Source organism: Kosakonia sacchari SP1, assembly GCF_000300455.3.
GTDB lineage: Bacteria > Pseudomonadota > Gammaproteobacteria > Enterobacterales > Enterobacteriaceae > Kosakonia > Kosakonia sacchari.
Window position 1 is genome coordinate 593823 of record NZ_CP007215.2, and the last position, 25673, is coordinate 619495.

Annotated in this window: 20 protein-coding genes; 9 read left to right on the forward strand and 11 right to left on the reverse strand. The window is 54.4% G+C overall.

Features of this window, described 5'->3' with window-relative positions; translation table 11 throughout:
• Nucleotides 1–291: 291 nt before the first annotated feature.
• The gene (gene exuR, locus C813_RS25900; protein ID WP_017457405.1) at nt 292–1068 is read right to left on the reverse strand and encodes a transcriptional regulator ExuR; all 777 of its coding nucleotides are present in this window, start codon (nt 1066–1068) and stop codon (nt 292–294) included.
• Nucleotides 1069–1190: 122 nt separating this feature from the next.
• A complete protein-coding gene (locus tag C813_RS25905; RefSeq protein ID WP_017457406.1) occupies nt 1191–2492 on the reverse strand; it encodes an MFS transporter in 1302 nt (433 codons plus the stop codon).
• A gap of 465 nt (nt 2493–2957) precedes the next feature.
• Here C813_RS25905 and uxaC point away from each other — a divergent pair, with 465 nt between their 5' ends.
• From uxaC to C813_RS25920, 3 genes are all read left to right on the forward strand, one after another.
• Nucleotides 2958–4370, forward strand: a complete 1413-nt coding sequence (uxaC, locus tag C813_RS25910; protein WP_017457407.1) for a glucuronate isomerase — start codon at nt 2958–2960, stop codon at nt 4368–4370.
• Nucleotides 4371–4387: 17 nt separating this feature from the next.
• Complete coding sequence (locus tag C813_RS25915) at nt 4388–5875, forward strand: UxaA family hydrolase (RefSeq protein WP_017457408.1); 1488 nt, start codon at nt 4388–4390, stop codon at nt 5873–5875.
• 172 nt (nt 5876–6047) lie between these two features.
• Complete coding sequence (locus C813_RS25920; RefSeq protein WP_017457409.1) at nt 6048–6599, forward strand: YgjV family protein; 552 nt, start codon at nt 6048–6050, stop codon at nt 6597–6599.
• Between the two features lie 15 nt (nt 6600–6614).
• Here C813_RS25920 and sstT read toward each other — a convergent pair whose 3' ends face one another.
• The 4 genes from sstT to C813_RS25940 all read right to left on the reverse strand — a co-directional run bounded on the left by sstT (nt 6615) and on the right by C813_RS25940 (nt 10920).
• Entirely contained in the window at nt 6615–7859 is a 1245-nt protein-coding gene (sstT, locus tag C813_RS25925; RefSeq protein WP_017457410.1) for a serine/threonine transporter SstT, read from the reverse strand.
• Nucleotides 7860–8101: 242 nt separating this feature from the next.
• Nucleotides 8102–9067: a TerC family protein gene (locus C813_RS25930; RefSeq protein ID WP_017457411.1), complete on the reverse strand. Its 966-nt coding sequence runs from the start codon at nt 9065–9067 to the stop codon at nt 8102–8104.
• Nucleotides 9068–9314: 247 nt separating this feature from the next.
• The gene (locus C813_RS25935; RefSeq protein WP_017457412.1) at nt 9315–10313 is read right to left on the reverse strand and encodes a Gfo/Idh/MocA family protein; all 999 of its coding nucleotides are present in this window, start codon (nt 10311–10313) and stop codon (nt 9315–9317) included.
• A 106-nt stretch (nt 10314–10419) separates the two neighbouring features.
• Nucleotides 10420–10920: a M48 metallopeptidase family protein gene (locus C813_RS25940; RefSeq protein ID WP_017457413.1), complete on the reverse strand. Its 501-nt coding sequence runs from the start codon at nt 10918–10920 to the stop codon at nt 10420–10422.
• Nucleotides 10921–10990: 70 nt separating this feature from the next.
• Between C813_RS25940 and rlmG the strand changes: the two genes are divergently transcribed.
• The gene (gene rlmG, locus C813_RS25945; RefSeq protein ID WP_017457414.1) at nt 10991–12121 is read left to right on the forward strand and encodes a 23S rRNA (guanine(1835)-N(2))-methyltransferase RlmG; all 1131 of its coding nucleotides are present in this window, start codon (nt 10991–10993) and stop codon (nt 12119–12121) included.
• A 98-nt stretch (nt 12122–12219) separates the two neighbouring features.
• Here the strand turns inward: rlmG and C813_RS25950 are convergent, their stop codons facing one another.
• Nucleotides 12220–14241, reverse strand: coding sequence for an oxidoreductase (locus tag C813_RS25950; protein WP_017457415.1), 2022 nt, complete (start codon nt 14239–14241; stop codon nt 12220–12222).
• Nucleotides 14242–14382: 141 nt separating this feature from the next.
• Entirely contained in the window at nt 14383–15957 is a 1575-nt protein-coding gene (lsrK, locus tag C813_RS25955; RefSeq protein WP_017457416.1) for an autoinducer-2 kinase, read from the reverse strand.
• Nucleotides 15958–16095: 138 nt separating this feature from the next.
• Here lsrK and lsrF point away from each other — a divergent pair, with 138 nt between their 5' ends.
• Nucleotides 16096–16983, forward strand: coding sequence for a 3-hydroxy-5-phosphonooxypentane-2,4-dione thiolase (lsrF, locus tag C813_RS25960; RefSeq protein WP_017457417.1), 888 nt, complete (start codon nt 16096–16098; stop codon nt 16981–16983).
• Nucleotides 16980–17273: a (4S)-4-hydroxy-5-phosphonooxypentane-2,3-dione isomerase gene (gene lsrG / locus C813_RS25965; protein ID WP_017457418.1), complete on the forward strand. Its 294-nt coding sequence runs from the start codon at nt 16980–16982 to the stop codon at nt 17271–17273. Before lsrF ends, lsrG begins: the two co-directional genes overlap by 4 nt.
• Before the next feature lie 193 nt (nt 17274–17466).
• Here the strand turns inward: lsrG and ygjG are convergent, their stop codons facing one another.
• Nucleotides 17467–18846: a putrescine aminotransferase gene (ygjG, locus tag C813_RS25970; protein WP_020480186.1), complete on the reverse strand. Its 1380-nt coding sequence runs from the start codon at nt 18844–18846 to the stop codon at nt 17467–17469.
• 431 nt (nt 18847–19277) lie between these two features.
• On the opposite strand from ygjG, the gene C813_RS25975 reads away from it, so the two are divergent.
• Nucleotides 19278–20798, forward strand: coding sequence for a methyl-accepting chemotaxis protein (locus tag C813_RS25975; protein WP_017457420.1), 1521 nt, complete (start codon nt 19278–19280; stop codon nt 20796–20798).
• 442 nt (nt 20799–21240) lie between these two features.
• A complete protein-coding gene (locus C813_RS25980) occupies nt 21241–22803 on the forward strand; it encodes a methyl-accepting chemotaxis protein (RefSeq protein WP_017457421.1) in 1563 nt (520 codons plus the stop codon).
• On the opposite strand, the gene C813_RS25985 is transcribed toward C813_RS25980, so the two are convergent.
• Nucleotides 22800–23327 carry a PadR family transcriptional regulator gene (locus tag C813_RS25985; protein WP_017457422.1) on the reverse strand — a complete coding sequence of 176 codons (528 nt, stop codon included), beginning with the start codon at nt 23325–23327 and terminating at the stop codon, nt 22800–22802. The genes C813_RS25980 and C813_RS25985 overlap by 4 nt on opposite strands.
• A 238-nt stretch (nt 23328–23565) precedes the next feature.
• Between C813_RS25985 and C813_RS25990 the strand changes: the two genes are divergently transcribed.
• Complete coding sequence (locus C813_RS25990) at nt 23566–24336, forward strand: siderophore-interacting protein (protein WP_017457423.1); 771 nt, start codon at nt 23566–23568, stop codon at nt 24334–24336.
• A gap of 36 nt (nt 24337–24372) precedes the next feature.
• Here C813_RS25990 and C813_RS25995 read toward each other — a convergent pair whose 3' ends face one another.
• The gene (locus tag C813_RS25995) at nt 24373–25542 is read right to left on the reverse strand and encodes a coiled-coil domain-containing protein (RefSeq protein WP_017457424.1); all 1170 of its coding nucleotides are present in this window, start codon (nt 25540–25542) and stop codon (nt 24373–24375) included.
• Nucleotides 25543–25673: the final 131 nt, after the last annotated feature.

Genomic DNA, 25673 nt, shown 5'->3' on the forward strand with positions numbered 1-25673 from the left:
CAGCACAGCACGGCGATTATCTTTAATACATTATGGTCGCTCGTGGCACACTCGATACGGCATATTCTGATAACGGACGTTGTGAGCAAGCACTAACTTAGATGATGACAAATGCATCCAATTGTAACAAATGCCGACGTTATGAGTCAGTCAGAAAAATGAGTTTCGGTGATGATTTTGCTTGTCGCGGCAGGGGGAGGCGAGGCTATTTACAAAGGCTGACACTCTAGACGGTTTACTTACCTTAAACCAGGGCAGGCGCAGCGTAAGTGTGCGCCTTGTAGAGATTTTTTATTTGCTGCCGGTTGCGGCGGTATCGAGATGCACCACCGGGTTTTCCGCAAACAAATAGCGATCGGCGTTGAACTCAAAATCATCGCTGGTTTCGTTAAACAGCATCTGTTTAGTGTTTTCCAGATGTTGCCACATCGCCAGTTTCGCCGCGTGCGGGTCTTTGCGAATCAGCGCACGCAGGATCTGGTCATGATCATCACACCAGTTATCCACGGTGCGTAAATCGATGTGATCGTGCAGTTTTTTCCAGTACGGGTTGTGAACACGCTGTGTCCACATTTTCTCGACGATGGCCGCAAGCGCTGTGTTTTGTGTCGCCAGCGCGACCTGCACGTGGAACTGCAAATCCCACTCAGAATCGCGGAAGCACTTCTCTTTTCGCGCATTATCCTGAATTTCCATCAGCTTCATGATGTCCTGTTTCGTCACCTGGGTGGCGGCGAATTCAGCAATATTACTTTCGATAAGCTGACGTGCCTGCAGCAATTCAAACGGGCCGTAATTGGCGAACTCAAGGTTTTCATCCGGCGCCTGGGTGTGGCGCGCCACGTTGGAAATAACATGGATACCGGAGCCTTTGCGAACTTCAACATACCCTTCCACTTCGAGCATAATAATGGCTTCACGAACCACGGTCCGGCTGACGCTTTTTTCATCGGCGATGAAGCGCTCGGCGGGCAGTTTGTCTCCCACCAGATAGACGCCTTGCTCAATACGGCCTTTAAGCTCCGCGGCAAGCTGCTGGTACAAACGTCGTGACTCGGAGATTTCCATATGTGAGCTCCAGGGAAAGAAGGGCAATAATAGATTTGTTATACCACTTTTACGGCTTTCTCACCATCGCAGATAGTAAAAAAGCCGCACCAGGCGGCTTTTTTAACTATCAAAATCGAGACTTAACTTTGTGCGGCGGGGCCACCAAGCGAATGCTCCTTCACGACCTCTTCGGCTGATTTGTTTTTCAGCACGGTCCAGATAACCACGGCACCCAGCAGGTCAAACAGCGCCAGCACAGCAAACAGCGGGCTAAAGCCGATGGTATCTGCCAGCGCACCCACCACCAGCGCAAACAGGGTACTTGCTGTCCACGCCGCCATACCGGTCAGACCGTTCGCCGTTGCCACCTCGTTACGACCAAATACGTCAGAAGAGAGCGTAATCAGCGCACCGGACAGAGACTGGTGAGCAAAACCACCGATACACAGCAGGCCGATTGCCACATACGGGCTGGTGAACAGGCCAATCATGCCAGGGCCAATCATCAGTACCGCGCCCATGGTCACAACCATTTTGCGGGAAACAATCAGGTTTACACCGAAGACACGCTGGAACAGCGGCGGCAGGTAACCACCCACGATGCAACCCAGGTCGGCGAACAGCATCGGCATCCAGGCGAACATGGCGATTTCTTTCAGGTTAAAACCGTAAACCTTGAACATGAACAGTGGGATCCAGGCGTTAAACGTACCCCAGGCTGGTTCTGCCAGGAAACGCGGCAGCGCGATGCCCCAGAACTGACGGGTGCCCAGAATCTGCCAGACGGACATTTTCTTGCCGTTGTTGGTCTGGTGCTGTGCTTCCTGACCGCCAATGATGTACTCGCGTTCTTCTTCGCTCAGTTTTTTCTGGTCGCGCGGGTGTTTGTAGAAAATCAGCCAGGCCATCGCCCATGCAAAGCTCAGCACACCAGAGATAATGAACGCCATTTCCCAGCTGTGCATAACAATTGCCCACACCACCAGCGGCGGCGCAATCATCGCACCAATAGAAGAACCGACGTTGAAGTAGCCCACCGCGATAGAACGTTCTTTCGCCGGGAACCATTCGGACGCCGCTTTCAGACCCGCCGGGATCATCGCTGCTTCAGCAGCACCCACCGCGCCACGCGCCAGTGCCAGACCACCCCAGCTGCCCGCCAGCGCAGTTGCGCCGCAGAACACCGCCCAGGTAATCGCAAAGAAGGCATAACCAATTTTGGTGCCCAGAACATCCAGTACATAGCCTGCAACAGGCTGCATAACAGTATAAGCCGCGGAATAAGCCGCAATGATGTAAGAGTATTGCTGAGTGGTAATGTGCAGCTCTTCCATCAAGGTTGGAGCGGCAGCCGCTACGGTGTTACGTGTCAGGTAGCCCAGCACGGTGCCGACCGTCACCAGTGCTATCATGTACCAACGTAATCCTTTGATTTTACGCATGTAAACCTCATCGTTATGTTATTACCGCCTGCGCGGCCATCCTTCGATCGCGTTCGGAGGATGAAACGGGGAGGACGTACCCGGGAGAACTCCCGGTACGGCCCAAACCTTGCCATAAGTAAGCGTGTTTAAGTCGGTATCCGTACCCAAAAAATCCGATTAACTTTTTATCGGGAATGCATTCCGTCGGCTTATGTGTTCGACGGCAGGAAAGATAACTTGTCATACAACTTGAAAAGGTGAGTGACATCACAAAAGTGTTTTTCTTTGTGTGGTCTTTAACTTTGCCGGAATAAGCCAGAAACGGCGCGGGTTGGCGGGATATTTGGGCGCCTGGATTGTCAGTTTTTGTCTGCTTTTATTGATCCAACTCACGAAAATATCTTCGGTCTATGGAAATTGGTGTGATAACTTTGTCAGCATTAAAGGTAAGCATCAGACGAACTCGTTTAGAGGAAGACGATAATGACCCCGTTTATGACCGAAGATTTTCTGTTAGATACCGAATTTGCTCGCCGTCTGTACCACGACTACGCAAAAGACCAGCCGATTTTTGACTACCATTGCCACTTGCCGCCGCAACAGATCGCAGACAACTACCGCTTTAAAAACTTGTATGACATCTGGTTGAAAGGCGATCACTACAAATGGCGTGCCATGCGTACCAACGGCGTACCTGAGCGCCTGTGTACCGGTGACGCTTCCGATCGTGAGAAGTTTGACGCCTGGGCCGCGACCGTGCCGCACACCATTGGTAACCCGTTATACCACTGGACGCATCTGGAACTGCGTCGTCCATTTGGTATTACAGGTAAGGTGCTGTCGCCGTCTACCGCCGACGAAATCTGGAATCGGGGCAATGAATTGCTAGCGCAGGATAAATTCTCCGCGCGCGGCATCATGCAACAGATGAACGTTAAAATGGTCGGCACCACCGACGATCCGGTTGACTCGCTGGAATACCACGCTTCGATCGCCAAAGATGGCACCTTCCGTATCAAAGTGCTGCCTAGCTGGCGCCCGGATAAAGCGTTCAACATTGAACAAGCCACCTTCAACGATTACATGGCGAAGCTGGGCGAAGTGTCTGATACCGACATCCGTCGTTTTGCCGATCTGCAAACGGCGCTGAGCAAACGCCTGGATCACTTCGCCGCGCACGGTTGTAAAGTTTCTGACCACGCGCTGGACGTGGTGCTGTTCGCTGAAGCCAGCGAAGCCGAACTGGATAGCATCCTGGCGCGTCGCCTGTCTGGTGAAACGCTCGGCGAGAAAGACGTGGCGCAGTTTAAAACAGCGGTACTGGTGTGGCTGGGTGCGGAATACGCCCGTCGTGGTTGGGTGCAGCAGTACCACATCGGTGCGCTGCGCAATAACAACCTGCGTCAGTTCAAACTGCTGGGGCCAGATGTTGGTTTCGACTCCATCAACGACCGTCCGCTGGCGGAAGAGCTCTCCAAACTGCTGAGCAAGCAGAACGAAGAGAATCTGCTGCCGAAAACCATTCTGTACTGCCTGAACCCGCGTGATAACGAAGTGCTGGGCACCATGGTTGGCAACTTCCAGGGTGAAGGTATGCCAGGCAAAATGCAGTTCGGTTCCGGCTGGTGGTTTAACGACCAGAAAGATGGCATGGAACGTCAGATGACGCAGCTTGCGCAACTGGGTCTGCTGAGCCGCTTTGTCGGCATGCTGACCGACAGCCGCAGCTTCCTGTCCTACACCCGCCACGAATATTTCCGTCGCATCCTGTGCCAGATGATTGGCCGTTGGGTCGAAGCGGGCGAAGCCCCGGCGGATATTCAGCTGCTGGGTGAAATGGTGAAAAACATCTGCTTTAACAATGCGCGTGATTACTTCGCGATTGAACTGAACTAAGGCCGTTTGAGGTTGATATGCAATACATCAAGATCCATTCGCTGGATAACGTTGCGGTAGCACTGGCGGATCTCGCTGAAGGCGCGGAAGTCGTTATCGACAACCAGACCGTTCGGCTGCGCCAGGCGGTGGGGCGCGGGCACAAGTTTGCCCTGCAACCTATCGCCAAAGGTGAAAATGTTGTCAAGTATGGTCTGCCAATTGGTCATGCGACAGCAGATATCGCGTCGGGCGAGTACATCCATTCCCATAATGCCCGTACCAATCTGAGCGATGTGGACGAGTATAGCTATCAACCTGATTTTCAGGAGGAAGGCGCACAGGCGGCGGATCGTGACATTCAGATCTACCGCCGCGCTAACGGCGAAGTCGGGATCCGCAACGAGTTGTGGATCCTGCCGACGGTCGGCTGTGTGAACGGTATTGCCCGTCAGATCCAGAGCCGTTTCCTGAAAGAGACGCAGGACGCCGTAGATATCGATGGCGTTTACCTGTTCAGCCACACCTACGGTTGTTCCCAACTGGGTGATGACCACATTAATACCCGCACCATGCTGCAAAACATGGTGCGTCACCCGAACGCAGGCGCGGTGCTGGTGATTGGTCTGGGCTGTGAAAACAACCAGGTCGACGCCTTCCGTCAGACGCTCGGTGAATTCGATCCGGAACGCGTCCACTTTATGGTCTGCCAACACCAGGATGACGAAGTGGAAGCCGGTCTTGAGCATTTGCATGAACTGTATCAGGCGATGCGCAACGACAAGCGTGAACCGGGCAAACTGAGCGAGCTGAAATTCGGCCTCGAATGCGGCGGCTCTGATGGCCTTTCCGGCATCACCGCCAACCCGATGCTGGGCCGTTTCTCGGACTACGTAATCGGCAACGGTGGCACCACCGTGCTTACCGAAGTACCGGAGATGTTCGGCGCGGAACGTATCCTGATGAGCCACTGCCGCGACGAAAGTACCTTTGAAAAGACCGTTACCATGGTCAATGACTTCAAACAGTACTTTATCGCGCATAATCAGCCAATTTACGAAAACCCATCACCGGGTAACAAAGCGGGCGGTATTACGACGCTGGAAGAGAAATCACTGGGCTGCACGCAAAAAGCGGGTGCCAGCCAGGTAGTGGACGTGCTGCGTTACGGTGAGCGCCTGAAAACTCACGGTCTGAACCTGTTGAGCGCACCGGGTAACGATGCGGTTGCTACCAGCGCGCTGGCCGGGGCGGGCTGCCATATGGTGCTATTCAGTACCGGTCGCGGTACGCCTTACGGTGGTTTTGTGCCGACGGTGAAAATCGCCACCAACAGCGAACTGGCGGCGAAGAAGAAACACTGGATCGACTATGATGCCGGTCAGTTGATTCACGGCAAAGCGATGCCGCAACTGCTGAGCGAGTTCGTGGATGTGATCGTCGATATCGCCAACGGCAAAAAGACCTGCAACGAGAAAAACGATTTCCGTGAACTGGCTATTTTCAAAAGCGGCGTCACGCTCTGATTGATTATTATCTTTCGCGCCACGCCTGAGTTGGCTGCGTTTATTCCCCCGGTTACTTGCTTATGTAAGTGACCGGGGATTCGTGAGCCCTGGCGCGAAATCTTTTGGTAAATGCCTCCTGGCAGGCATTACGTGATGTATCGCTTTATCCCAAATCCTACAAGGAATTTCCATGACCACGTATTGGCTTGCCCAGGGCGTTGGTGTGATTGCTTTTCTGATTGGTATTACAACCTTTATCAACCGTGATGAACGGCGCTTCAAAAAACAACTCTCGGTCTACAGCGCCATCATTGGCGTGCATTTCTTTCTGATGGGCGCATTTCCTGCGGGTTCCAGCGCCATGCTTAACGCCATTCGCACCCTGATTACTCTGCGTACCCGTAGCCTGTGGGTCATGGCGCTGTTTATTGTGCTTACCGGCGGGTTGGGGCTGGCGAAATTTCACCATCCGATGGAGTTGTTGCCGGTTGCCGGGACGATCGTCAGCACCTGGGCGCTGTTTCGCTTTAAAGGCTTGCCGATGCGCTGTGTGATTTGGTGCTCGACCTGCTGCTGGGTGATCCACAATATCTGGCTCGGATCGATTGGCGGTTCGCTGATCGAGGGCAGTTTTTTAGTGATGAATGGCCTGAACATTATCCGCTTCTGGCGCATGCAAAAACGCGGCATCGACCCGTTTAAAGTCGAAACCGCGCAGCAAGAGAAACCGGCTGCCCGGTGAAGGCAGCCAAAAAGATCAGTTACGCAGGGGGTTATTCACCAGACGCTCATCTTCTGCCTGGCACACCGCCGCGGTAAACAGCACATCGGTGGAGGAGTTGAGCGCGGTTTCGCAGGAGTCCTGCAATACGCCGATAATAAAGCCGACCGCTACCACTTGCATCGCCACATCGTTGGAAATACCAAACATGTTGCAGGCCAGCGGGATCAGCAGCAGAGAACCACCCGCCACGCCGGACGCACCACAGGCACAAAGCGACGCCACGACGCTCAGCAGCAGCGCCGTTGGCACATCAACCGTAATGCCCAGCGTATGCACTGCCGCCAGCGCCAGCACGGTAATGGTGATTGCCGCGCCTGCCATATTAATGGTGGCACCCAGCGGGATAGAGACCGAATAGGTATCGCGATCGAGATTCAGTTTCTCGCACAGCGCCATGTTTACGGGAATATTCGCCGCTGAACTGCGGGTGAAAAAGGCGGTGACGCCGCTTTCACGCAGGCAGGTAAAGACCAGCGGGAAAGGATTGCGGCGGATCTTCCAGTACACCAGCAGCGGGTTAACCACCAGCGCGACAAACGCCATACAGCCTACCAGCACCACCAGCAGTTGCGCGTAGCCTAACAGTGCGCCAAAACCGGATGTCGCAAGGGTAGAGGAGACAAGGCCGAAAATACCGATCGGTGCAAAGCGGATCACAAGCCGTACCATAAAGGTCACCGCGCTTGCAAAATCCTGCACCAGATTTTTAGTACTCTCATTACTGTGGCGCAGCGCAAATCCCAGCCCCACGGCCCACACCAGAATGCCGATATAGTTAGCGTTCATGATCGCGGTCACCGGGTTGGCGATCATGCTGGTCAGTAAACCGCGCAGCACCTCCACGATGCCGGATGGCGGCGCGACATCATTGGCGCCTGGCACAAGCTGAAGCGTGGAAGGGAAGAGGAAACTGACCAGCACGGCGGTCAGCGCGGCAGTGAACGTACCTAACAGATAAAGCACCAGCACCGGGCGCAGATGTGTTTTTTGTCCCTGTTGATGACCGGCGATGGAGGCCATCACCAGCATCAACACCAGAACCGGAGCCACTGCTTTTAACGCGCTGACGAAAAGCGTGCCCAGAATACCGGTAGCAATAGCGGCGGGAGTAGAGATCCACGCCAGTAAGATACCCAGAATTAAGCCAATAAGAATTTGTTTCACCAGGCTGCCATCAATCAAGCGTTGCAGTAACCCGGTGGAGCGGTGCGTTGTCATGCCATGTTCCTTTCGTGTTGTGGAGTTGCATCCCGCATGCCTTTTTTGGGTGACATTTGTCAGGATGTAACATTTGATTGCAGAAAGGAGTATATGGACTTTACGGCAACACGGAAGGGGTAACCGCGCACTTTTCCGGCCTGGCGCGGCTTTTTGATTTTTTTGTGTTAACGTTTTGTGATAAAGACAACAAGGCGGATGAAATGGCCGCTCCGCACACTGGCAGAGCGGCCATTTACGGCTTACGCCCTATTTTTCTTGTCATTCTGGTAGTTAACCCATGCGTTGAGCAGCATGGTTAGCACAAGGATCCCGCCCACTACGCCAAGCGAGATGGCGATCGGAATATGGAAGAAGTCGACAATCAGCATTTTAACGCCGATAAACACCAGAATGACCGACAAACCATATTTGAGCATCGAGAAACGCTCCGCCACGCCCGCCAGCAGGAAATACATCGCACGCAGACCCAGAATCGCAAACAGGTTTGAGGTCAGCACGATAAACGGATCGGTGGTCACGGCAAAAATCGCCGGGATGCTGTCGACCGCGAAAATCACATCACTCAGTTCAACCAGAATCAGCACCAGCAACAACGGTGTGGCGAACAGCAGGCCATTTTTTCGCACGAAAAAGTGCTCATTTTCGATGGTGTCGGTCATGCGTAAATGGCTGCGCAGCCAGCGCACCAGCGGTTTATCACCAATCCCCGTTTCGTCTTCTTTTGCCAGCGCCATTTTCACACCGGTAAACAGCAGGAAGGCACCAAAAACATACAGCAGCCATGAGAACTGGGTGATAAGCCAGCTACCGGCGAAAATCATAATCGTGCGCAGCACAATCGCGCCGAGCACGCCGTAAACCAGCACCCGGCGCTGCAACGCGGCCGGTACAGCGAAGTAGCTAAACAGCATCAGCCAGACGAAGACGTTATCGACCGCCAGCGCTTTTTCAATCAGATAACCGGTGAGAAACGCCAGCGCCTGCGTGTCGGCAACGGCGCGTCCTTCGGTTTGCGTGAGATACCACCAGAAGGCGGCGTTGAACAGCAGAGAGAGGCTGACCCAAACCACAGACCAGGCGGCCGCCTGCTTCATGGTCATCGTATGGACGCCGCGACGCCCCTGAAGCAGAAGGTCGATGGCCAGCATAATCACGACTACAATCGCGAAGCCGCCCCATAACATCGGTGTGCCGACAGTATTCATTGCGTGAATCCTTACCTAAAAACAAAAACGGCTAACGTCGGAAGAGGTTAGCCGTTTGCTTTAGGTGCAATGGATCCTCGCCTTCCGGCAAGGTCTCACTTACGTCTGTGAAGACGCCCGGCGACCGGATGCATATACGCATCGTAATGACGATCCACCGGCAATGAAGTTACTCCCCTTTGCAGGTAACAAAATATGTCAGCACATTGATTCCGTCAATGTAAAGCCTGGTGTGCTTTACGAACCTTTACGCCGGAAGCTGTTCGCCGATGTCATCCGCCGGGAAAACGACGCCAATCTGGCGGCGAATTTCCGTTTGCAGTTTGGCCGTAACCCGGCTGACATCCAGCCCCGGATGGTTGACTTCGTTCTCTTCCACCAGGCGGGCAAAAGTTTCCGCTTCATACAGCATGGTATTGATGTGCTGCGGCTGCGTTAATTCCTGCGCTTTGCCGCCGCGCGGCACGAACGAGATTTTCTGGCATTCGGAGATTTTCTCGATCACCAGCGATCCGGCCTCGCCCTGAATTTCGCTCGGCAGCACGGAATCGCTCACCTTCGAGTGTTGCAGTGTGACGCTGAAATCACCGTAATCCATCACCACCACGCCGTGCGCATCCACGCCGCTTTCCAGCAGGCTGGCGGTGGCCTGAACGCTATGCGGCTCGCCCCACAGCGCCACGGCTGAAGCCAGACAGTAGAAGCCGATATCCATAATTGAACCGTTAGAAAACGCCGGATTAAAGGTATTCGGGTTTTCTCCGTCCAGGTAGCGCTCGTAGCGCGACGAGTACTGGCAGTAGTTGATAAAGGCTTTACGAAGCTTACCTGCTTTGGCAAGTGTTTGTTTCAGCAAGATAAAATTCGGCAGGCTGGCGGTTTTGAACGCTTCAAACAACACCACCTGATTTTCCCGGGCGCAGGCGATGGCCGCTTCCACTTCACGCAGGTTGGAGGCCAGCGGTTTTTCGCAGATCACATGCTTTTTGTGACGCAGGAAAAGCTGCGTCTGCGGGAAGTGCAGGGAGTTCGGGCTGGCAATATAAACCGCGTCTATCGCATCGCTTTGCGCCATATCTTCAAGCGAGGTAAACAGATGCTCGACCGGGTAGTCATTGGCGAACGTTTGCGCCTGTTCCAGGCTGCGGGAAAAAACGGCGGTGAGTTTATATTTGCCCGTTTCATGGGCGGCATCGACAAACTGGCGGGTGATCCAGTTCGTACCTATGACAGCGAAACGTATCATACAGGCGCTAATTCTCCGTAAGGGGGGTCTTTGATCACTCTAGCATGACGAGATGACAAAACCAGTGCACTGCCCCGCACAAGCACAAAAGGTGATGGCGAAAACCTCACCCGTTACGATCCAGCGTCAGATGCGTCAGCCACAACCGTGTATCAAACTCGAGCTGGTGGTACTGCGGCTCCATATAGCAGCACAGCTGATAGAACGCTTTGTTGTGATCTTTCTCTTTCAGATGTGCAAGTTCGTGAACCACGATCATCCGCAAGAAGGCTTCTGGCGCATCGCGAAACACCGTGGCGACGCGGATTTCCGCTTTAGCTTTTAACTTGCCACCCTGCACACGCGAGACCGCCGTATGCAAACCGAGTGCGTTGTTTAACACATGGATTTTGCTGTCATACATCACCTTATTCACCGGCGCGGCGTTACGCAGATACTGGTTTTTCATCTCCTGCGTATAGTGATAAAGCGCTTTATCGGTGGTGATGTCGTGGCTTTCCGGGTAGCGCTTTTTCAGCACCTCGCCCAGCCGGTTCTGTTCAATCAGGGCAGTAACCTGCGTCAGCAGGGATTCAGGGTAGCCCTGAAGATAGGTCAGCTTGTTCATGGCGAAATGTGTTTACATCTCCGGATAATTAAGCGATAAAACGCGCGAATTTTAGCATTGCGGAGGGGCGATGAGCCAGGTTGAGTTAAACGGACAATCATTCACTTTAGACAGATTCCCTGTCGGCGTGGAAGAGGCGTCGTTACAGGCGTGGGACGCGGCGGACGAGTATCTGCTGCAACAGGTGAATGAGGTCGATGGCCCGGTTCTGATTTTTAACGACAGCTTTGGTGCGCTGGCTTGTGCGCTGGCGTCGCATCGTCCGGTTTCCGTCAACGACTCTTATATAGCAGAGCTGGCGACACAGCATAACTTGCGCATTAACGATCTGGACGAAACCGTCGTCACGCTGCAAGACAGCCTGAGCCCACTGCCTGCAAACCCGGCGTTAGTGCTTATCAAAGTGCCAAAACAGCTGGCGCTGCTGGAGCAGCAACTGCGCGCGCTGCGCAACGTGGTGACGCCGCAAACGCGGATTATCGCTGGGGCGAAAGCGCGTGATGTCCACAACTCGACGTTAGCGCTGTTTGAAAAAATTCTTGGGCCGACTACCACCACGCTGGCATGGAAAAAAGCGCGGCTCATCAACTGCACGTTTAGCGCGCCTGCGCTTGAGGAGAGTTCTGTTCTCGCCAGCTGGAAGCTGGACGGCACGAACTGGACTATCCATAACCATGCCAACGTCTTTTCCCGCAGCGGGCTGGATATTGGCGCGCGGTTTTTCCTGCAACATCTGCCGGAAAACGTCGAAGGTGAGATGGTTGATCTGGGCTGTGGCAATGGCGTAATTGGTTTAAAACTGCTGGCGCAAAACCCGAACAGCCGTGTGCTGTTCGCCGACGAGTCGGCGATGGCGGTGGCTTCCGCGCGGCTGAATGTGGAAGCGAACCTGCCACAAGCAGTGGAACGCAGCGAGTATATGATTAATAACTCGCTGTCCGGTGTGGAGCCGGACAGGTTTGACGCGATAATGTGTAACCCGCCGTTCCACCAGCAGAGCGCGATTACCGATCATATTGCCTGGCAGATGTTTAACGATGCGCGTTACTGCCTGAAATATGGCGGCGAGCTGCGCATTGTCGGCAACCGCCATCTCGACTATTTCCGCAAGCTAAAACGCGTGTTTGGCAACTGCGAAACCCTTGCCACTAACAACAAGTTCGTGGTGCTTAAAGCGGTGAAAGTGCGTAAAAAGCGTTAATGGAAAGTGGCACGCTCTGCGGGCCACTTTGTTATCCATATAAAGCCCCCCAGCCAGGCTGGGGGTTCCGGAAAGCTTTCAGCTTTAAACCAGTTATTTTAAATTGCCAGCGCCAGTTTTGTCCCTTGCGCAATTGCCCGGCGGGCATCCAGCTCCAGCGCCACATCGCAGCCACCGATTAAATGCACTGTTTTACCCGCTTCGCGCAGCGGTTCCGCCAGCTCGCGTTTCGGCTCCTGGCCTGCGCAGATCACCACATGATCAACAGCTAAGAGTTGAGGTTCGCCGTCGATCAACAGGTGCAAACCGGCATCGTCGATCTTTTGATAACTTACCGACGGGATCATTTTTACCCCGCGCGACAATAACGTGGCGCGGTGGATCCAGCCGGTGGTTTTCCCCAGACCTTCACCAGGTTTGCTGGCTTTACGCTGCAACATCACAATGCGGCGCGGGCTTTTCGGCAACTGTGGTCCTTCCGGGCGCAGACCGCCCACTTCATTCAGGCTGGTATCAATTCCCCATTCCACACAAAACTCGGCGATATTCTGGCTGGTTGGCTCGCCCGGCTGGCTTAAATACATCGCGGCATCAAAGCCGATCCCGCCGCAGCCAATAATGGCCACACTTTCGCCCACCGGCGCTTTATCGCGCAGTACATCGAGATAGTTCAGCACTTTTGGATGGTCGATCCCGTCGATCGGCGGCATTCGCGGTTCAATGCCGCTGGCAAGGATTACCTCGTCAAACTCCAGCAGTCGGGTCGGATCGACGCGTTGATTCAGACACAGCGTAACACCGGTCAGATCGACCATCCGTCGGTAATAACGCAGCGTTTCGTAGAACTCCTCTTTACCGGGGATCTGTTTGGCGACATTAAACTGCCCGCCAATCTCCGCTTGGGCGTCAAACAGCGTCACGCTGTGCCCGCGCGCGGCGGCATTAATGGCGAACGCAAGGCCTGCAGGGCCTGCGCCGACCACCGCCAGGTTTTTCTTTTGCACAGCCGGAAGCACCGGCATCAGCGTTTCATGGCAGGCGCGGGGGTTAACAAGGCAGGAGGTGACTTTGCCGGCGAAGATCTGATCCAGGCAGGCCTGGTTACAACCGATGCAGGTGTTGATCTCATCCGCGCGGCCACTTTGTGCTTTCGATACAAACTCGGCATCGGCCAGAAACGGGCGCGCCATCGACACCATATCGGCATCTCCGCGCTCGAGGATCTCGTCGGCGACTTGCGGGTCGTTAATACGGTTGGTGGTGATAAGCGGCACCTTCACTTTGCCTTTCAGCTTGCGCGTCACCCAACTGAATGCGCCGCGCGGCACTGGTGTGGCAATAGTTGGGATGCGCGCTTCGTGCCAGCCAATACCCGTATTAATCAGCGTCGCGCCTGCGGCTTCCACCGCCTGCGCCAGCGCGATGGTTTCCTCCAGCGTGCCGCCGCCTTCGACCAGATCCAGCATCGACAGGCGATAGATAATGATAAAGTCGCTGCCGACGCGCTCACGCACGGCACGCACCACTGCCAGGGCAAAGCGCATACGTCGGGCATAATCACCGCCCCATTCATCTTCACGATGATTGGTGCGCGCGGCGAGAAATTCGTTAATCAGGTAGCCCTCAGAACCCATCACCTCAACGCCGTCGTAACCGGCCTGCTGCGCCAGCGCGGCGCAACGGGCGAAATCATCAATCAGCGTGAGAATTTCATCATGGCTCAATGCATGCGGCGTAAAGCGGTTGATCGGCGCCTGTAACGCCGATGGCGCGACCAGCTGCGGCTGGTAGCTGTAGCGTCCGGTGTGCAGAATTTGCAGGGCGATCTTGCCGCCTTCCTGATGCACCGCTTCGGTGATTTGCTGGTGATGGGGAAGCTGGCTGGCATCGTGCAGCACCGCGCCGCCTTCCATGGTGACGCCGGAAAGCGCAGGCGCAACGCCGCCAGTGACAATCAGCCCGACACCGTGACGGGCGCGTTCGGCATAAAATGCCGCCAGCCGCTCTGCGCCGTCCGGGCGCTCCTCCAGCCCGGTGTGCATTGAACCCATCAACACACGGTTTTTTAGCGTGGTAAAGCCCAGATCGAGCGGGGCGAACAGCGACGGGTAGTGGCTCATGCTCTCTTCCAGTGTAAAATTATTGTTATGTGGTCGGATGAGTTCTACTTTAGCCGTCGCGGCAGAAAAGGGAAAAGGCGGAGCGAATGATTGTGATGGGATTCAAATATCCCTCTCCCGCACAGGAGAGGGAAAAGTGCTTCAGGCTCCGGTTGTCAGGCCGGGGGCCTGCCACAGGGATGTGGTTAAACCGCTGTCGACGAGGCCGAGCTGCTCGGCGTAGATTTTCTGCCACTTCAGCATCATGGTGTCGTACAGCTCGCGATGTTCCGGGTTTGGCGTAAATTCCCGGCTCCAGCGCACCAGCCGTTCGCCGGTGGTTGCCATATCGTCATACAACCCGGCACCCACACCTGCGGCGATAGCGCAGCCCAGCGCGGTGGCCTCTTTCACTTCCGGCACGCGTACCGGCAGGCCCGTCACATCGCTTAAAATCTGGCTCCACAGAGCGCCTTTCGCACCGCCACCGGCGAAGACCAGGCTGTCGAATTGTACACCGGAAAAGCGTGAAATCTGCGCCAGATTGCAGGCGGAAACGATGGCCGCATTCTCTTCCAGCGCGCGGAACAGCGTGGCTTTGTTGCATTTTTCCGGGTCGATGGAGAGGTTAATAAACGACGGTGCGGCGTGATACCACTGCTTGAAGTGCATGGCATCGGAGAAAATGGGCATCACGCCCCATGAACCGGCTGGAACCCGACCCGCCATCTCTTCCAGTAAGGTGTAGGCGTCAATGCCCATCCGCTCGGCAATCAATTTTTCTTCGGCGCAAAACGCGTCGCGGAACCAGCGCATGGTCAGGCCGGTGAAAAAGCTAATCGACTCCGCTTGTACCATGCCTGGAATGACATGCGGATTGACGCGGATATTCATTTCCGGGTCGGTGCGCACTTGCGGCAAGTTCACCACTTGCTGCCAGAACGTGCCGCCGAGCACGGCGGTTTGCCCGGCGCGAACCACGCCAAGCCCAAGGCTGCCGAGCTGCACATCACCGCCGCCCATCACCACCGGCGTGCCTTCCCGCAGTCCGCACTCTTGTGCTGCCTGGTGAGTCACTTCGCCCAACAGGCTGCCGGTCTCTTTCACCGGTGATAACAGATCCGGGCGTAACCCGGCCATATCCAGCAAGTCGGGGCGCCAGTCGCGGGTAAAGAGATCGAGCATACCGGTGGTGCCGGCATTGGAAGGATCCACCGCTAACCAGCCGGAGAGGCGCGAGGCCAGCCAGTCGCTGATCATGGTGATAGTGGCGGTATCGCGGTAAATATCAGGGCGGTGGTGCGCCAGCCACAACAGACGCGGCATGGCGCTGAGCGCCAGCGTCTGCCCGGAAACGCTGTAGACTTCGGCTTCAAACTGCCAGTCATGGATCTCTTTTAATTCGGCAACTTCATGGCTGGCGCGGGAATCCACGTTGGCGCATGCCCAGATGGCGTCGCCATTGGCGTTATACAGCACGATGCCTTCGCGCATGGAGCAACAGGCGACTGACTGGATATCCGCGCCGCTAAGACCAGCGCTTTTCAAGGCCTGGCGGATACACTGGCAGGCAAGTTGCCAGTTGGTGGTGAGGTCGAACTCCATTGAGCCGGGGACGTTTTCCACGCTGAGGTGTTTCCACTCGGCCTGGCCGACGGCAATTTGCCGCCCGCTTAAGTCGAAGATCACTGCCCGAATGCTGCCAGTCCCTGCATCTAACGCTAAAAGGTAACTCATGGGTTTTGCCCCCTCGCAAGCATCATAGATAAAACTGTGATCCTCGTACGGTCGTAAATATAGTTCAGCGCCTACGCTTTTGAACATTCATCAGTCACAAAATCACTTGTTCTATCACAGCTTTTTGCGGGAGGCAGGATGGCGGATGTAGATGACATCAAAGATGGCAAAGACTTTGGACTGGGCACCGCGCAGCAAAATGTGCCTTTCACCCTGAAGGGCTGCGGTGCGCTGGACTGGGGCATGCAATCGCGGCTGGCAAGGATCTTTAACCCCCAGAGTAACCGCACGGTGATGCTGGCCTTCGATCACGGCTATTTCCAGGGCCCGACGACCGGGCTTGAGCGTATTGATTTATCCATTGCGCCGCTGTTCGCGCAAACCGATGTGCTGATGTGTACGCGCGGCATTTTGCGCAGTGTGGTGCCGCCCGCCACCAATAAACCGGTGGTGCTGCGCGCTTCTGGCGGCAATTCAATCCTCGCTGAACTCTCTAACGAATGCGTGGCGGTGGCGATGGAAGATGCGCTGCGGCTTAACGTCTGTGCGGTGGCGGCGCAAATTTATATTGGCAGCGAGTACGAACACCAGTCGATCAACAACATCATCAAGCTGGTGGATGCGGGCAACCGCTACGGTGTGCCAACGATGGCGGTGACCGGCGTGGGGAAAGAAATGACGCGCGACGCGCGTTACTTTTCGCTGGCCAGCCGTATCGCCGCCGAAATGGGCGCGCAGTTTGTGAAAACCTACTTTGTGGAAGAGGGGTTCGAAAAGGTCACCGCCAGTTGCCCGGTGCCTATCGTGATTGCTGGCGGGAAAAAGTTACCCGAGCAGGAGGCGCTGGAGATGTGTTTCCGCGCGATTGATCAGGGCGCGTCGGGCGTGGATATGGGGCGTAATATTTTCCAGTCCAGCGCGCCGCTCGCCATGCTCAAGGCGGTGAAAAAAGTGGTACACGAGCATATGCACGCCCGTGAGGCGTACCAGTTCTGGCTGGAAGAAAAACAAGGAGAGCAACCATGAATGTGACGCTGGTGGAAATCAATATTAAACCGGACAGAGTAGATGAATTTTTAGAGGTCTTTCGCGCCAATCATGAAGGCGCGATCCGCGAGCCGGGGAATCTGCGTTTTGATGTGTTGCAGGATCCGAAAGTGAAAACCCGCTTTTTTATTTATGAAGCGTATCGGGATGAGGCTGCCGTACAGGCGCATAAGGAGACACCGCACTACCTGGCCTGTGTGGAGAAGCTGGAAGAACTGATGTCGGAACCGCGCAAAAAACGCAGCTTTATTGGTTTACTGCCTCAGTAACCATCCGCTTTCATGATGCATCGATTGTCCGCTTTCATGGTGCATTGATTGCACCTGAAAGCGCGTACCGCACCTGTAAAAGCCGTTTCTGCTCAGGGTAATAGTGCAGAAAACCTGAACGGCTGATGACCACTCATTTTCCATAAGCAATAAAAAAACCCTCTCCCGCCGGGAGAGGGTTTTATGCGTCTGTTTACGCCAGCTCTTCGGTAACCCGCAGTGCTGCCAGCGCATTGGCTGCCGCTTTCAGCACTTCCTCACACTGCTCAATGGTCAGCGTCAGCGGCGGTTCGATACGAATGGTTTTCGCGTTATTCAATGTTCCGGCGACCAGCACACGCTGGCGGAACATCTCACTGGCAAAGTTGTAGCCCGTTTCGTTATCGACAAACTCAATCGCCATCAGCATCCCGCGACCGCGCGCATCCTGCACCAGATCCGGATATTGACGCACCAGCGCACGGAAACCGTCCAGCAACATGTCGCCTTTCTGCTCCGCCTGAGCAGGCAGGTTCTCTTCCAGCAGCACATTGATGGTCGCCAGCGCTGCCGCACAGGCCAGCGGGTTACCGCCAAAGGTGGTGGTGTGCAGGAATGGGTTGTCAAATAACACCGAGAACACCTCTTCGGTGGCGACAGTCGCGCCAATCGGCATCACGCCGCCGCCCAGCGCTTTCGCCAGGCATAAGATGTCTGGCTGCACGTTTTCATGTTCGCAGGCGAACATTTTGCCCGTACGACCCATGCCCGTTTGCACTTCGTCAAAAATCAGCAGCGCGCCAAACTCATCGCACAGCTTGCGTACCGCTGGCAGATAACCGGCTGGCGGTAAGATCACGCCACCTTCCCCCTGGATCGGCTCCAGGATCACGGCGGCGACATCATCACCGGTTTTCCGGCATTCGCTAAGCAGCGTACGCATCGCGTCTATGTCACCAAATGGCACATGGCGGAAGCCCGGCAGCAGCGGCATAAAGGGTTTACGGAAGGTCGATTTCGCCGTTGCCGACAATGCGCCCAGCGATTTACCGTGGAACGCGCCGCTGGTGGCGACAAAGGTGAATTTGCCGCGTGGTGACTGGTAGGCTTTCGCCAGTTTTAGCGCCGCTTCGACGGATTCTGTTCCGCTATTGCTAAAGAAGCTGTATTTCAGTTTGCCGGGCGTCAGTGCCGCCAGTGTTTTGGCCAGCATCGCGCGTAATGGATCGAGCAATTCCTGGCTATGCAGAGGTTGTTTCGCGAGTTGATTCTGTACGGCGGAAACCACAACTGGATTACGGTGCCCCACATTGAAAATTCCAAATCCACCCAGGCAATCTAAAAACTCCTGCCCCTGGGTGTCGACAAGCGTGTTCAAACTGCCAGCTTGCCACTCTACGGCTCCGTAATCCCCGCCGGCGGTAACAGATTTTCGATACTCTAAAAACCCCGGATTGACATGCTCTTTAAAGTAATCCACCACCTCTCGGTTTAATGCTTTCATCTCCTCATGGTCGAGCGTTCGCTTTTCAATGAGATTCAGTGCGTGAGCGCTGCACGCTAATGCCGATGCGCTGGAAGGTAACCTGTTCAAAATGGGCTCCAGGGGCTCGCGTATCACATGATACCGATTTAAGTATTGCAGGGATTACGCCACTTCGGTGCGGGAAGCATAAATCGGGATAAATGCCAGGGGAAAATGAAGGTGCGCAAAATTTAATCATGCCGTTACGTTAATATTTTGTATCTTTTGTGATTAAAAATTGTTCGCTTGCAGAGAGGGAATGCGCGCATTGCGCCCATATGGTGCAATAAATGCGCGATTATAGGGCGTTTGTGTTAGGAAAACTCAGTGATAACATAGCGAAATTATTAAAATCATAGAGTTAACGAACCCACGAAAAACAGGGTTTTATTGCAAATTGCGATCTAAATCAAATTTAACAACTAAAGATAAACCCATTATCGCCGAAATAACATTCGCAGTAATTTTTAACAGCAATATAACCTGCATAGGACGCAACCATGTCTTCTCCTCCTTATGTCAGCCAACAGCGCTTTATGCTGGAGGATGACGCCACGCTGATGTCGACAACGGACCAGCAAAGTTACATCACCCACGCCAACGACGCGTTTATCCATGCCAGTGGCTACACCCACAGCGAGCTGCTTGGTCAGCCCCATAGCCTTGTTCGCCACCCGGATATGCCTAAAGCGGCATTTGCCGATATGTGGTACACCCTGAAACAGGGCGAGCCGTGGAGCGGCATCGTCAAAAACCGACGTAAAAATGGCGACCATTACTGGGTGCGAGCCAATGCTGTTCCCATGGTGCGCAATGGCAAAGTTACCGGCTACATGTCGATTCGTACCGAGGCGAAAGATGAAGAGATCGCCGCCGTTGAACCGCTGTACCAAGCGTTAAACGAAGGGCGCTGCAACAAACGCGTCTATAAAGGCCTGGTCATTAGCAAGCACTGGTGGGGAAAACTGGCAGGCATGCCGCTCCGCTGGCGGGCGCGTAGCGTCATGACATTGTTGTGGGCTATGCAATTTCTCGGGTTGTGGTTTACCGGCGCAGGCGGCCTGGCGCTGGCGGTGAGTACGCTGGCGATGCTGCTGGGCTGCCTGGCATTTGAGTGGCAAATTGTTCGCCCGGCGGAAAATGTGGCGCGTCAGGCGCTGAGTGTCGCCACCGGAGAGCGCAATAGTGTGCAACCGTTGAACCGCAGCGATGAGCTGGGGCTGACATTGCGGGCGATCGGGCAACTGGGGCTGATGTGCCGTTGGTTGATCAATGACGTTTCAACCCAGGTTCACAGTGTGCGTAGCGGCAGTGAAACGCTGGCAAAAGGTAATGAAGATCTTAATGAACGCACGCGCCAGACGGTGGTAAATGTGCAGCAGACGGTTGCCACCATGAGCCAGATGGCGGCATCGGTACAAAACAACTCGCAAACGGCATCGGCGGCAGATGAGCTCTCCAGCTCCGCCAGTAGCGCCGCGACGCACGGCGGCAAAGCGATGGAGACGGTGGTGAAAACCATGGACGAGATTGCTGACAGCACCGGGCGTATTGGATCTATTACCAAGCTGATTAATGACATCGCTTTCCAGACCAATATTCTGGCGCTGAATGCCGCAGTAGAAGCCGCCAGAGCAGGCGAGCAGGGCAAAGGATTTGCGGTGGTGGCGGGGGAAGTGCGTCACCTGGCGAGCCGCAGCGCCAGCGCGGCGAATGATATTCGTAAGCTGATCGACGCCAGCGCCAGTAAAGTACAGTCTGGTTACGACCAGGTGCATGCCGCAGGCCGGACGATGGAAGATATTGTTAATCAGGTGCAAAACGTCACTGCGCTGATTGGCCAGATTAGCCAGTCGACATCTGAGCAGGCGACGGGGCTTTCCGAACTGACGCGTGCGGTGGCGGAGCTGGATGCCATCACGCAGAAAAACGCGGGACTGGTTGAGGAGAGCGCGGCGGTGTCGGCAATGGTTAAACACCGCGCAGACCGCCTGCAGGATGCTGTATCCGTCTTGCACTGATCGCGTTTTAAAGAACAAAAAACCGCCCGTAACCGTACTGGCGGTTTTTTTATTATTTTTTTCTGCCGCTCCGCTTTGTGTAATGCTGATGTGTGTTATTTGTTAATTTATTATTAAATTAAATTCATATTGCGAAGTATAATTATATTCCACGTTTGTTTATTTAAATTTTAATTAACTTTAATGTAGTGACATTAATATCTGTTGTGAATATATATAGCTGAACACATATAACGATCGATAAATAACAATTAATCGTTGCTGGCTATCAGAAGATTCATTAAGTAACTAAAAAAACGATCAAAGTCATAAAGTTAGCGCTAACGTTACCGATAACGGCTAGTGGCTGCATTCTTTTAATTTGCGCCAGGGACTTAAGCGTGCCATTTGGGTGAAGGCGCGGAACTTTCGTCAATAAAATAATCAAACCCATGGAGAATATATGTTTTTACACGATGTAAAAATCAGCACGAAATTATTTCTGGCGTTCGGCTTTTTTATTGCGTTAATGGTAGTGAGTTCCTGCCTGTCACTCTTCAGCCTGAACCGCGCGAATAACGGAATGCAAGAGATCGTATACGAAGATTATCCAACCACGGTAAAAGCCAATCAGCTTATTGATAATTTCCAGACCTTTGTCAGCACACAACAGTTGATGTTGCTGGATAGCGAGGGCAAATGGAGCGGGGAGTCGCAAAAGCAACTTACCGAGATTAGCGCCCATATTACGGCTCTGCTGGAAGACTTATCCAAAAACCTGCGCGATAGCAAATCACAGCAAATCCTCGCGGATATCCGCACTGTTCGTCAGCAGTATCTTGATTCCCGCTTCCGTATCCTCGATCTGGTGAAAAAGGGCGATCGCGCGGGGGCGATTGAGGAGATGATGACCAACACCGTTAAAATCCAGAATGCGTATAAAGAGCGTGTACTGGCGCTGATAACGATTCAGGATGGACAGATGCGCGCGGCGGGCACGCAGGTGCAGAACGACTTCGTTTCTAACCGTTTGATGCTGATCCTGCTGGCGGTTGTTAGCATCGGTATGGGCAGCCTGATTGGCTGGTATATCGTACGCATGATCACTCGCCCGTTGAGAGAAGCGGTGACCTTTGCTGAAGCGATTGCCGATGGCGATTTAACCCGCACGATTGATTCCCGCCATCGTGATGAAACCGGCGTGTTGCTGCGTGCGCTGATGGAGATGAAAAACCGCCTTGTCGAGATTGTTCACCAGGTGCAAAACGGCTCTGAGAGTATCTCCAGCGCGGCGGCGCAGATTGTGGCTGGTAACCAGGATCTGGCGGCCCGCACCGAAGAACAGGCCAGTTCCGTCGAGCAGACGGCGGCGTCTATGGAGCAGATCACCGCAACAGTGAAAAACACCGCCGATCACACCTCCGAAGCCACACACCTCTCCGCCGATGCGGCGACAGTCGTGAAGAACAACGGCGAGATGATGAAGCAGGTTACCGAGAAGATGCGTGCGATTAACGACACCTCGAACCGGATGTCGGACATCATCAACCTGATTGACGCGATCGCCTTCCAGACTAACATTCTGGCGCTGAACGCGGCGGTCGAAGCGGCGCGCGCCGGTGAGCACGGCCGTGGCTTTGCCGTGGTGGCCGGTGAAGTTCGCCAGTTAGCGCAAAAGAGTGCGTCCTCTGCCAACGACATTCGCCATCTGATTGAAAGCTCTACCAGCCAGACCCGTGAAGGCATGGCGCTGGTCGAAGAAGCCAGCGCGCTGATTAACGGCATGGTCACTAACGTTGAAGAGATGGATGTTATCCTGCGTGAAATTGGCCAGGCAAGCCGCGAGCAGACTGATGGTATTTCGCAGATTAACAGCGCGATTGGCCTGATTGATTCCACCACCCAGCAGAACTCCAGCCTGGTGGAAGAGTCTGTGGCAGCAGCAGCAGCTCTGAACGATCAGGCGTTGCATCTGCGCGAGCTGGTACAGGTGTTCCGCCTGCGCGACGTGCCACAGGCAGTTTAATCGAGTTGTGAAATCTCCAGCGCTGCGCGGTCGATAATGCCAATTATCTGTTTAAGCTGCGTGGCGCTGACTTCCCCCTGATTCACCCGTAAATCCAGCACCGCTTTAAAGTTCTCCAGCGCCCGCTTCATCTGCGGGTTTTTGCGCAGTTGATAACCAACGTTACGTGCTTTAATGCGCTCCTCAATCTGCGCCAGCAACGGCTCATTTTCCGCCAGCCACTGCGTGCCCTGCTGCGTGATGGCGATCATTCTGCGCCCGTTTTCTTCATCGCCAACCGTAATTAACTGCTGCGCTTGCAGGAAATCCAGCGTCGGGTAAATCACGCCAGGGCTGGGTGTGTAATTGCCCTGCGTCAGTGCTTCAATGGCTTTGATCAGCTCATAGCCGTGGCTGGCGTTCTGGCTGAGCAGATGCAGGATCACCAGGCGTAATTCACCGTGACCAAAAAAGCGCTGGCGGCGGCCGCTGCCGTGTCCGTGGTGGTGCTCGCTATCGGCATTGCCGTGATGATGATGCCGCATATCTGCCTTCTCATATAATTTGATATATCTAACTTATATCTAAAATCTCCTGCTTAAACAATGTTGACAACATATTTATATTAATAATCTTATTTATCATTGCCTTAATCTTACGGTTAGCAACCAGTGCGCTTTCGCGTTGCTATATCATAAAAGATCTTGCCTTCTGTCTAATCAACAATCATTATCATTTACACAATATTTAGATATATCGTATTCACGTTCACGAAGGCCGATTATGACTACCAATCCTCAACGCTATCCCCGGCGAGTGCGCAATGAGCTGCGCTTTCGCGAGTTAACTGTTTTGCGCGTCGAACGTGCGGGTTCGGGCTTTCAGCGCATTGTGCTCGGCGGCGAGCAACTGGATGGCTTCACCTCCCGTGGCTTTGACGATCATTGCAAAGTCTTCTTCCCGCAGCCGGGTACGCACTTTGTACTGCCAGTGGTAACTGATGAAGGTATCGTCTGGGGCGATGGCCCGCGCCCGGCTTCCCGCGACTATACGCCGCTGTACGATGCCAGCCGCCACGAGCTGGCGCTGGATTTCTACATTCACGACGGCGGCGTGGCGAGCAGTTGGGCGATGCAGGCGCAGGTGGGCGATAAATTGACTATCGGCGGGCCGCGCGGTTCGCTGGTGGTGCCGGAAGATTACGCCTGGCAGTTGTACGTTTGTGACGAGTCCGGCATGCCCGCGCTGCGCCGCCGCCTGGAGGCACTCAGTCTGCTGGCTGTACGCCCGCAAGTCACAGCGGTGGTAAGCATTGCAGATGCTGCTTATCAAGATTATTTCGCGGATATAAACGGCTTTGATATTCAGTGGGTGCAGGAGCATAACCCGCAGGCCGTTGCCGACAAACTGGCGGCGATAAGTGTGCCGGAAAACGACTATTTTATCTGGCTGACCGGGGAAGGGGAGATAGTGAAATCGCTGATGAATCGCTTTGAATCTGCCGACATCGATCAACAACTGGTGCGCGCGCAAGCCTACTGGCACAAGAAATAAACGCAAAGCCCGGTGCGATTACCGGGCTCGTTGCGTTCAGGCCACTTCGTCGTACTCGGCTTCGCTGACCTGCTGTTCCAGCGTCTGGCGGATCTCCGCCAGCGCTTTCTCCTGCTGGCGGAAGTAGGTTTCCCTGTCGCCAAGCGTGGAGACCAACTGCCAGGACTCCTCTTTTTCCAGCGTCGCCAGCTCTTCAATCAGGCTCGCAATATGCTGTTTGACCTCAAGAATACGCTGGCGCAGGCGCTGCAGATCGTTGAGGCGATCGCTTGCCATTAATGGCTCCAGCCCTTTTTGCAGGCGGGTCAAAATCGAGCGAATGGCGCTAAGATCACCGCGCTGGCGCGCCTGGTTAAGCTGCACCATCATGCTGTGAGCGTCGTTTTTCAGTTCGTTATCCACCAGGTCCGGATGACAGAGCTTACTGGCCTGGCGCCACAGGCGTTTCAGCTCATGACGCTCGTCTTCGCTCATCTGCTGCTCGAAGCTAAAGCGTTTTTCCGCGTCGTGCTGTTGCTCTTGGTAGCTTTCATACTCCTGACGCGCTTCGTCACGCGCCTGGCGTGTGGGCTCTTCTTCCCGCGTAAGGCCGCGCTCCAGCTCCTGCGCTTCGGCGAGCAGCGAGGCAATAAGCTCGCTTTGTTGTTGCAAATGCTTGCGTGCTTCCGCCGCCTGTAATGAGTGCGGTGGCATGCTCTGCCAGCGTTGCGTCAAGGTCACTAAGACTTCCACCGCTTGCGACAGATATTTCTGACAGCGCAGATAATCCGCCTCGCGACGGCGCGCTTCCGCTTCCTGGCGACGTACCGCGGCTTCAGCCAGCGTTTTACGCAGTCGCAGGATCTGTGACATCAGCGGCCCAAGGCGGGTTAAGTAGAGATCGTTGAATTCATCCAGCAACTGGATACGCGCATTGCGTTTATCAATGAGTTCGCGCATCTGCTCTTCCAGCGCTTTCAGCTCCAGTTTGCTGGCGGCCACTTGCGGATCCTGCCAGTTGACCACTGAGCGCTGGTTTTGCAGCCAGACGGTGATGGCGCGCATCGCTTCGCTGTAATTTTTCTCTTCAAGCGCGTGAACGATAAACGCTAACTCCGGGTCCGTAACTTCATTTTTAAGTAAAGGAAGCTGGCTGAGGATGATACCGTCATCCTCCAGTTCAATGGCGTATTTGATGATTTCAAGCCGTTTTATAGGTTTGTTCATGGCGTTTCGTCAAAGCGCGTTGAGTGTGTTAAAGGGAGTTGTTAATTCATCAAATCTGGACCATGGATGCAAATCTCGCAATAGCCCGGAGCCATATTACATGGGACATATTTCAATGCGTTAGTCTTTCT

What these genes read in the sequence shown, in the direction of transcription:
- exuR (WP_017457405.1), bottom strand. Translation starts at nt 1,068, where the DNA reads ATGGAAATCTCCGAGTCACGACGTTTGTACCAGCAGCTTGCCGCGGAG.
- C813_RS25905 (WP_017457406.1), bottom strand. Translation starts at nt 2,492, where the DNA reads ATGCGTAAAATCAAAGGATTACGTTGGTACATGATAGCACTGGTGACG.
- uxaC (WP_017457407.1), top strand. Translation starts at nt 2,958, where the DNA reads ATGACCCCGTTTATGACCGAAGATTTTCTGTTAGATACCGAATTTGCT.
- C813_RS25915 (WP_017457408.1), top strand. Translation starts at nt 4,388, where the DNA reads ATGCAATACATCAAGATCCATTCGCTGGATAACGTTGCGGTAGCACTG.
- C813_RS25920 (WP_017457409.1), top strand. Translation starts at nt 6,048, where the DNA reads ATGACCACGTATTGGCTTGCCCAGGGCGTTGGTGTGATTGCTTTTCTG.
- sstT (WP_017457410.1), bottom strand. Translation starts at nt 7,859, where the DNA reads ATGACAACGCACCGCTCCACCGGGTTACTGCAACGCTTGATTGATGGC.
- C813_RS25930 (WP_017457411.1), bottom strand. Translation starts at nt 9,067, where the DNA reads ATGAATACTGTCGGCACACCGATGTTATGGGGCGGCTTCGCGATTGTA.
- C813_RS25935 (WP_017457412.1), bottom strand. Translation starts at nt 10,313, where the DNA reads ATGATACGTTTCGCTGTCATAGGTACGAACTGGATCACCCGCCAGTTT.
- C813_RS25940 (WP_017457413.1), bottom strand. Translation starts at nt 10,920, where the DNA reads ATGAACAAGCTGACCTATCTTCAGGGCTACCCTGAATCCCTGCTGACG.
- rlmG (WP_017457414.1), top strand. Translation starts at nt 10,991, where the DNA reads ATGAGCCAGGTTGAGTTAAACGGACAATCATTCACTTTAGACAGATTC.
- C813_RS25950 (WP_017457415.1), bottom strand. Translation starts at nt 14,241, where the DNA reads ATGAGCCACTACCCGTCGCTGTTCGCCCCGCTCGATCTGGGCTTTACC.
- lsrK (WP_017457416.1), bottom strand. Translation starts at nt 15,957, where the DNA reads ATGAGTTACCTTTTAGCGTTAGATGCAGGGACTGGCAGCATTCGGGCA.
- lsrF (WP_017457417.1), top strand. Translation starts at nt 16,096, where the DNA reads ATGGCGGATGTAGATGACATCAAAGATGGCAAAGACTTTGGACTGGGC.
- lsrG (WP_017457418.1), top strand. Translation starts at nt 16,980, where the DNA reads ATGAATGTGACGCTGGTGGAAATCAATATTAAACCGGACAGAGTAGAT.
- C813_RS25975 (WP_017457420.1), top strand. Translation starts at nt 19,278, where the DNA reads ATGTCTTCTCCTCCTTATGTCAGCCAACAGCGCTTTATGCTGGAGGAT.
- C813_RS25980 (WP_017457421.1), top strand. Translation starts at nt 21,241, where the DNA reads ATGTTTTTACACGATGTAAAAATCAGCACGAAATTATTTCTGGCGTTC.
- C813_RS25985 (WP_017457422.1), bottom strand. Translation starts at nt 23,327, where the DNA reads ATGCGGCATCATCATCACGGCAATGCCGATAGCGAGCACCACCACGGA.
- C813_RS25990 (WP_017457423.1), top strand. Translation starts at nt 23,566, where the DNA reads ATGACTACCAATCCTCAACGCTATCCCCGGCGAGTGCGCAATGAGCTG.
- C813_RS25995 (WP_017457424.1), bottom strand. Translation starts at nt 25,542, where the DNA reads ATGAACAAACCTATAAAACGGCTTGAAATCATCAAATACGCCATTGAA.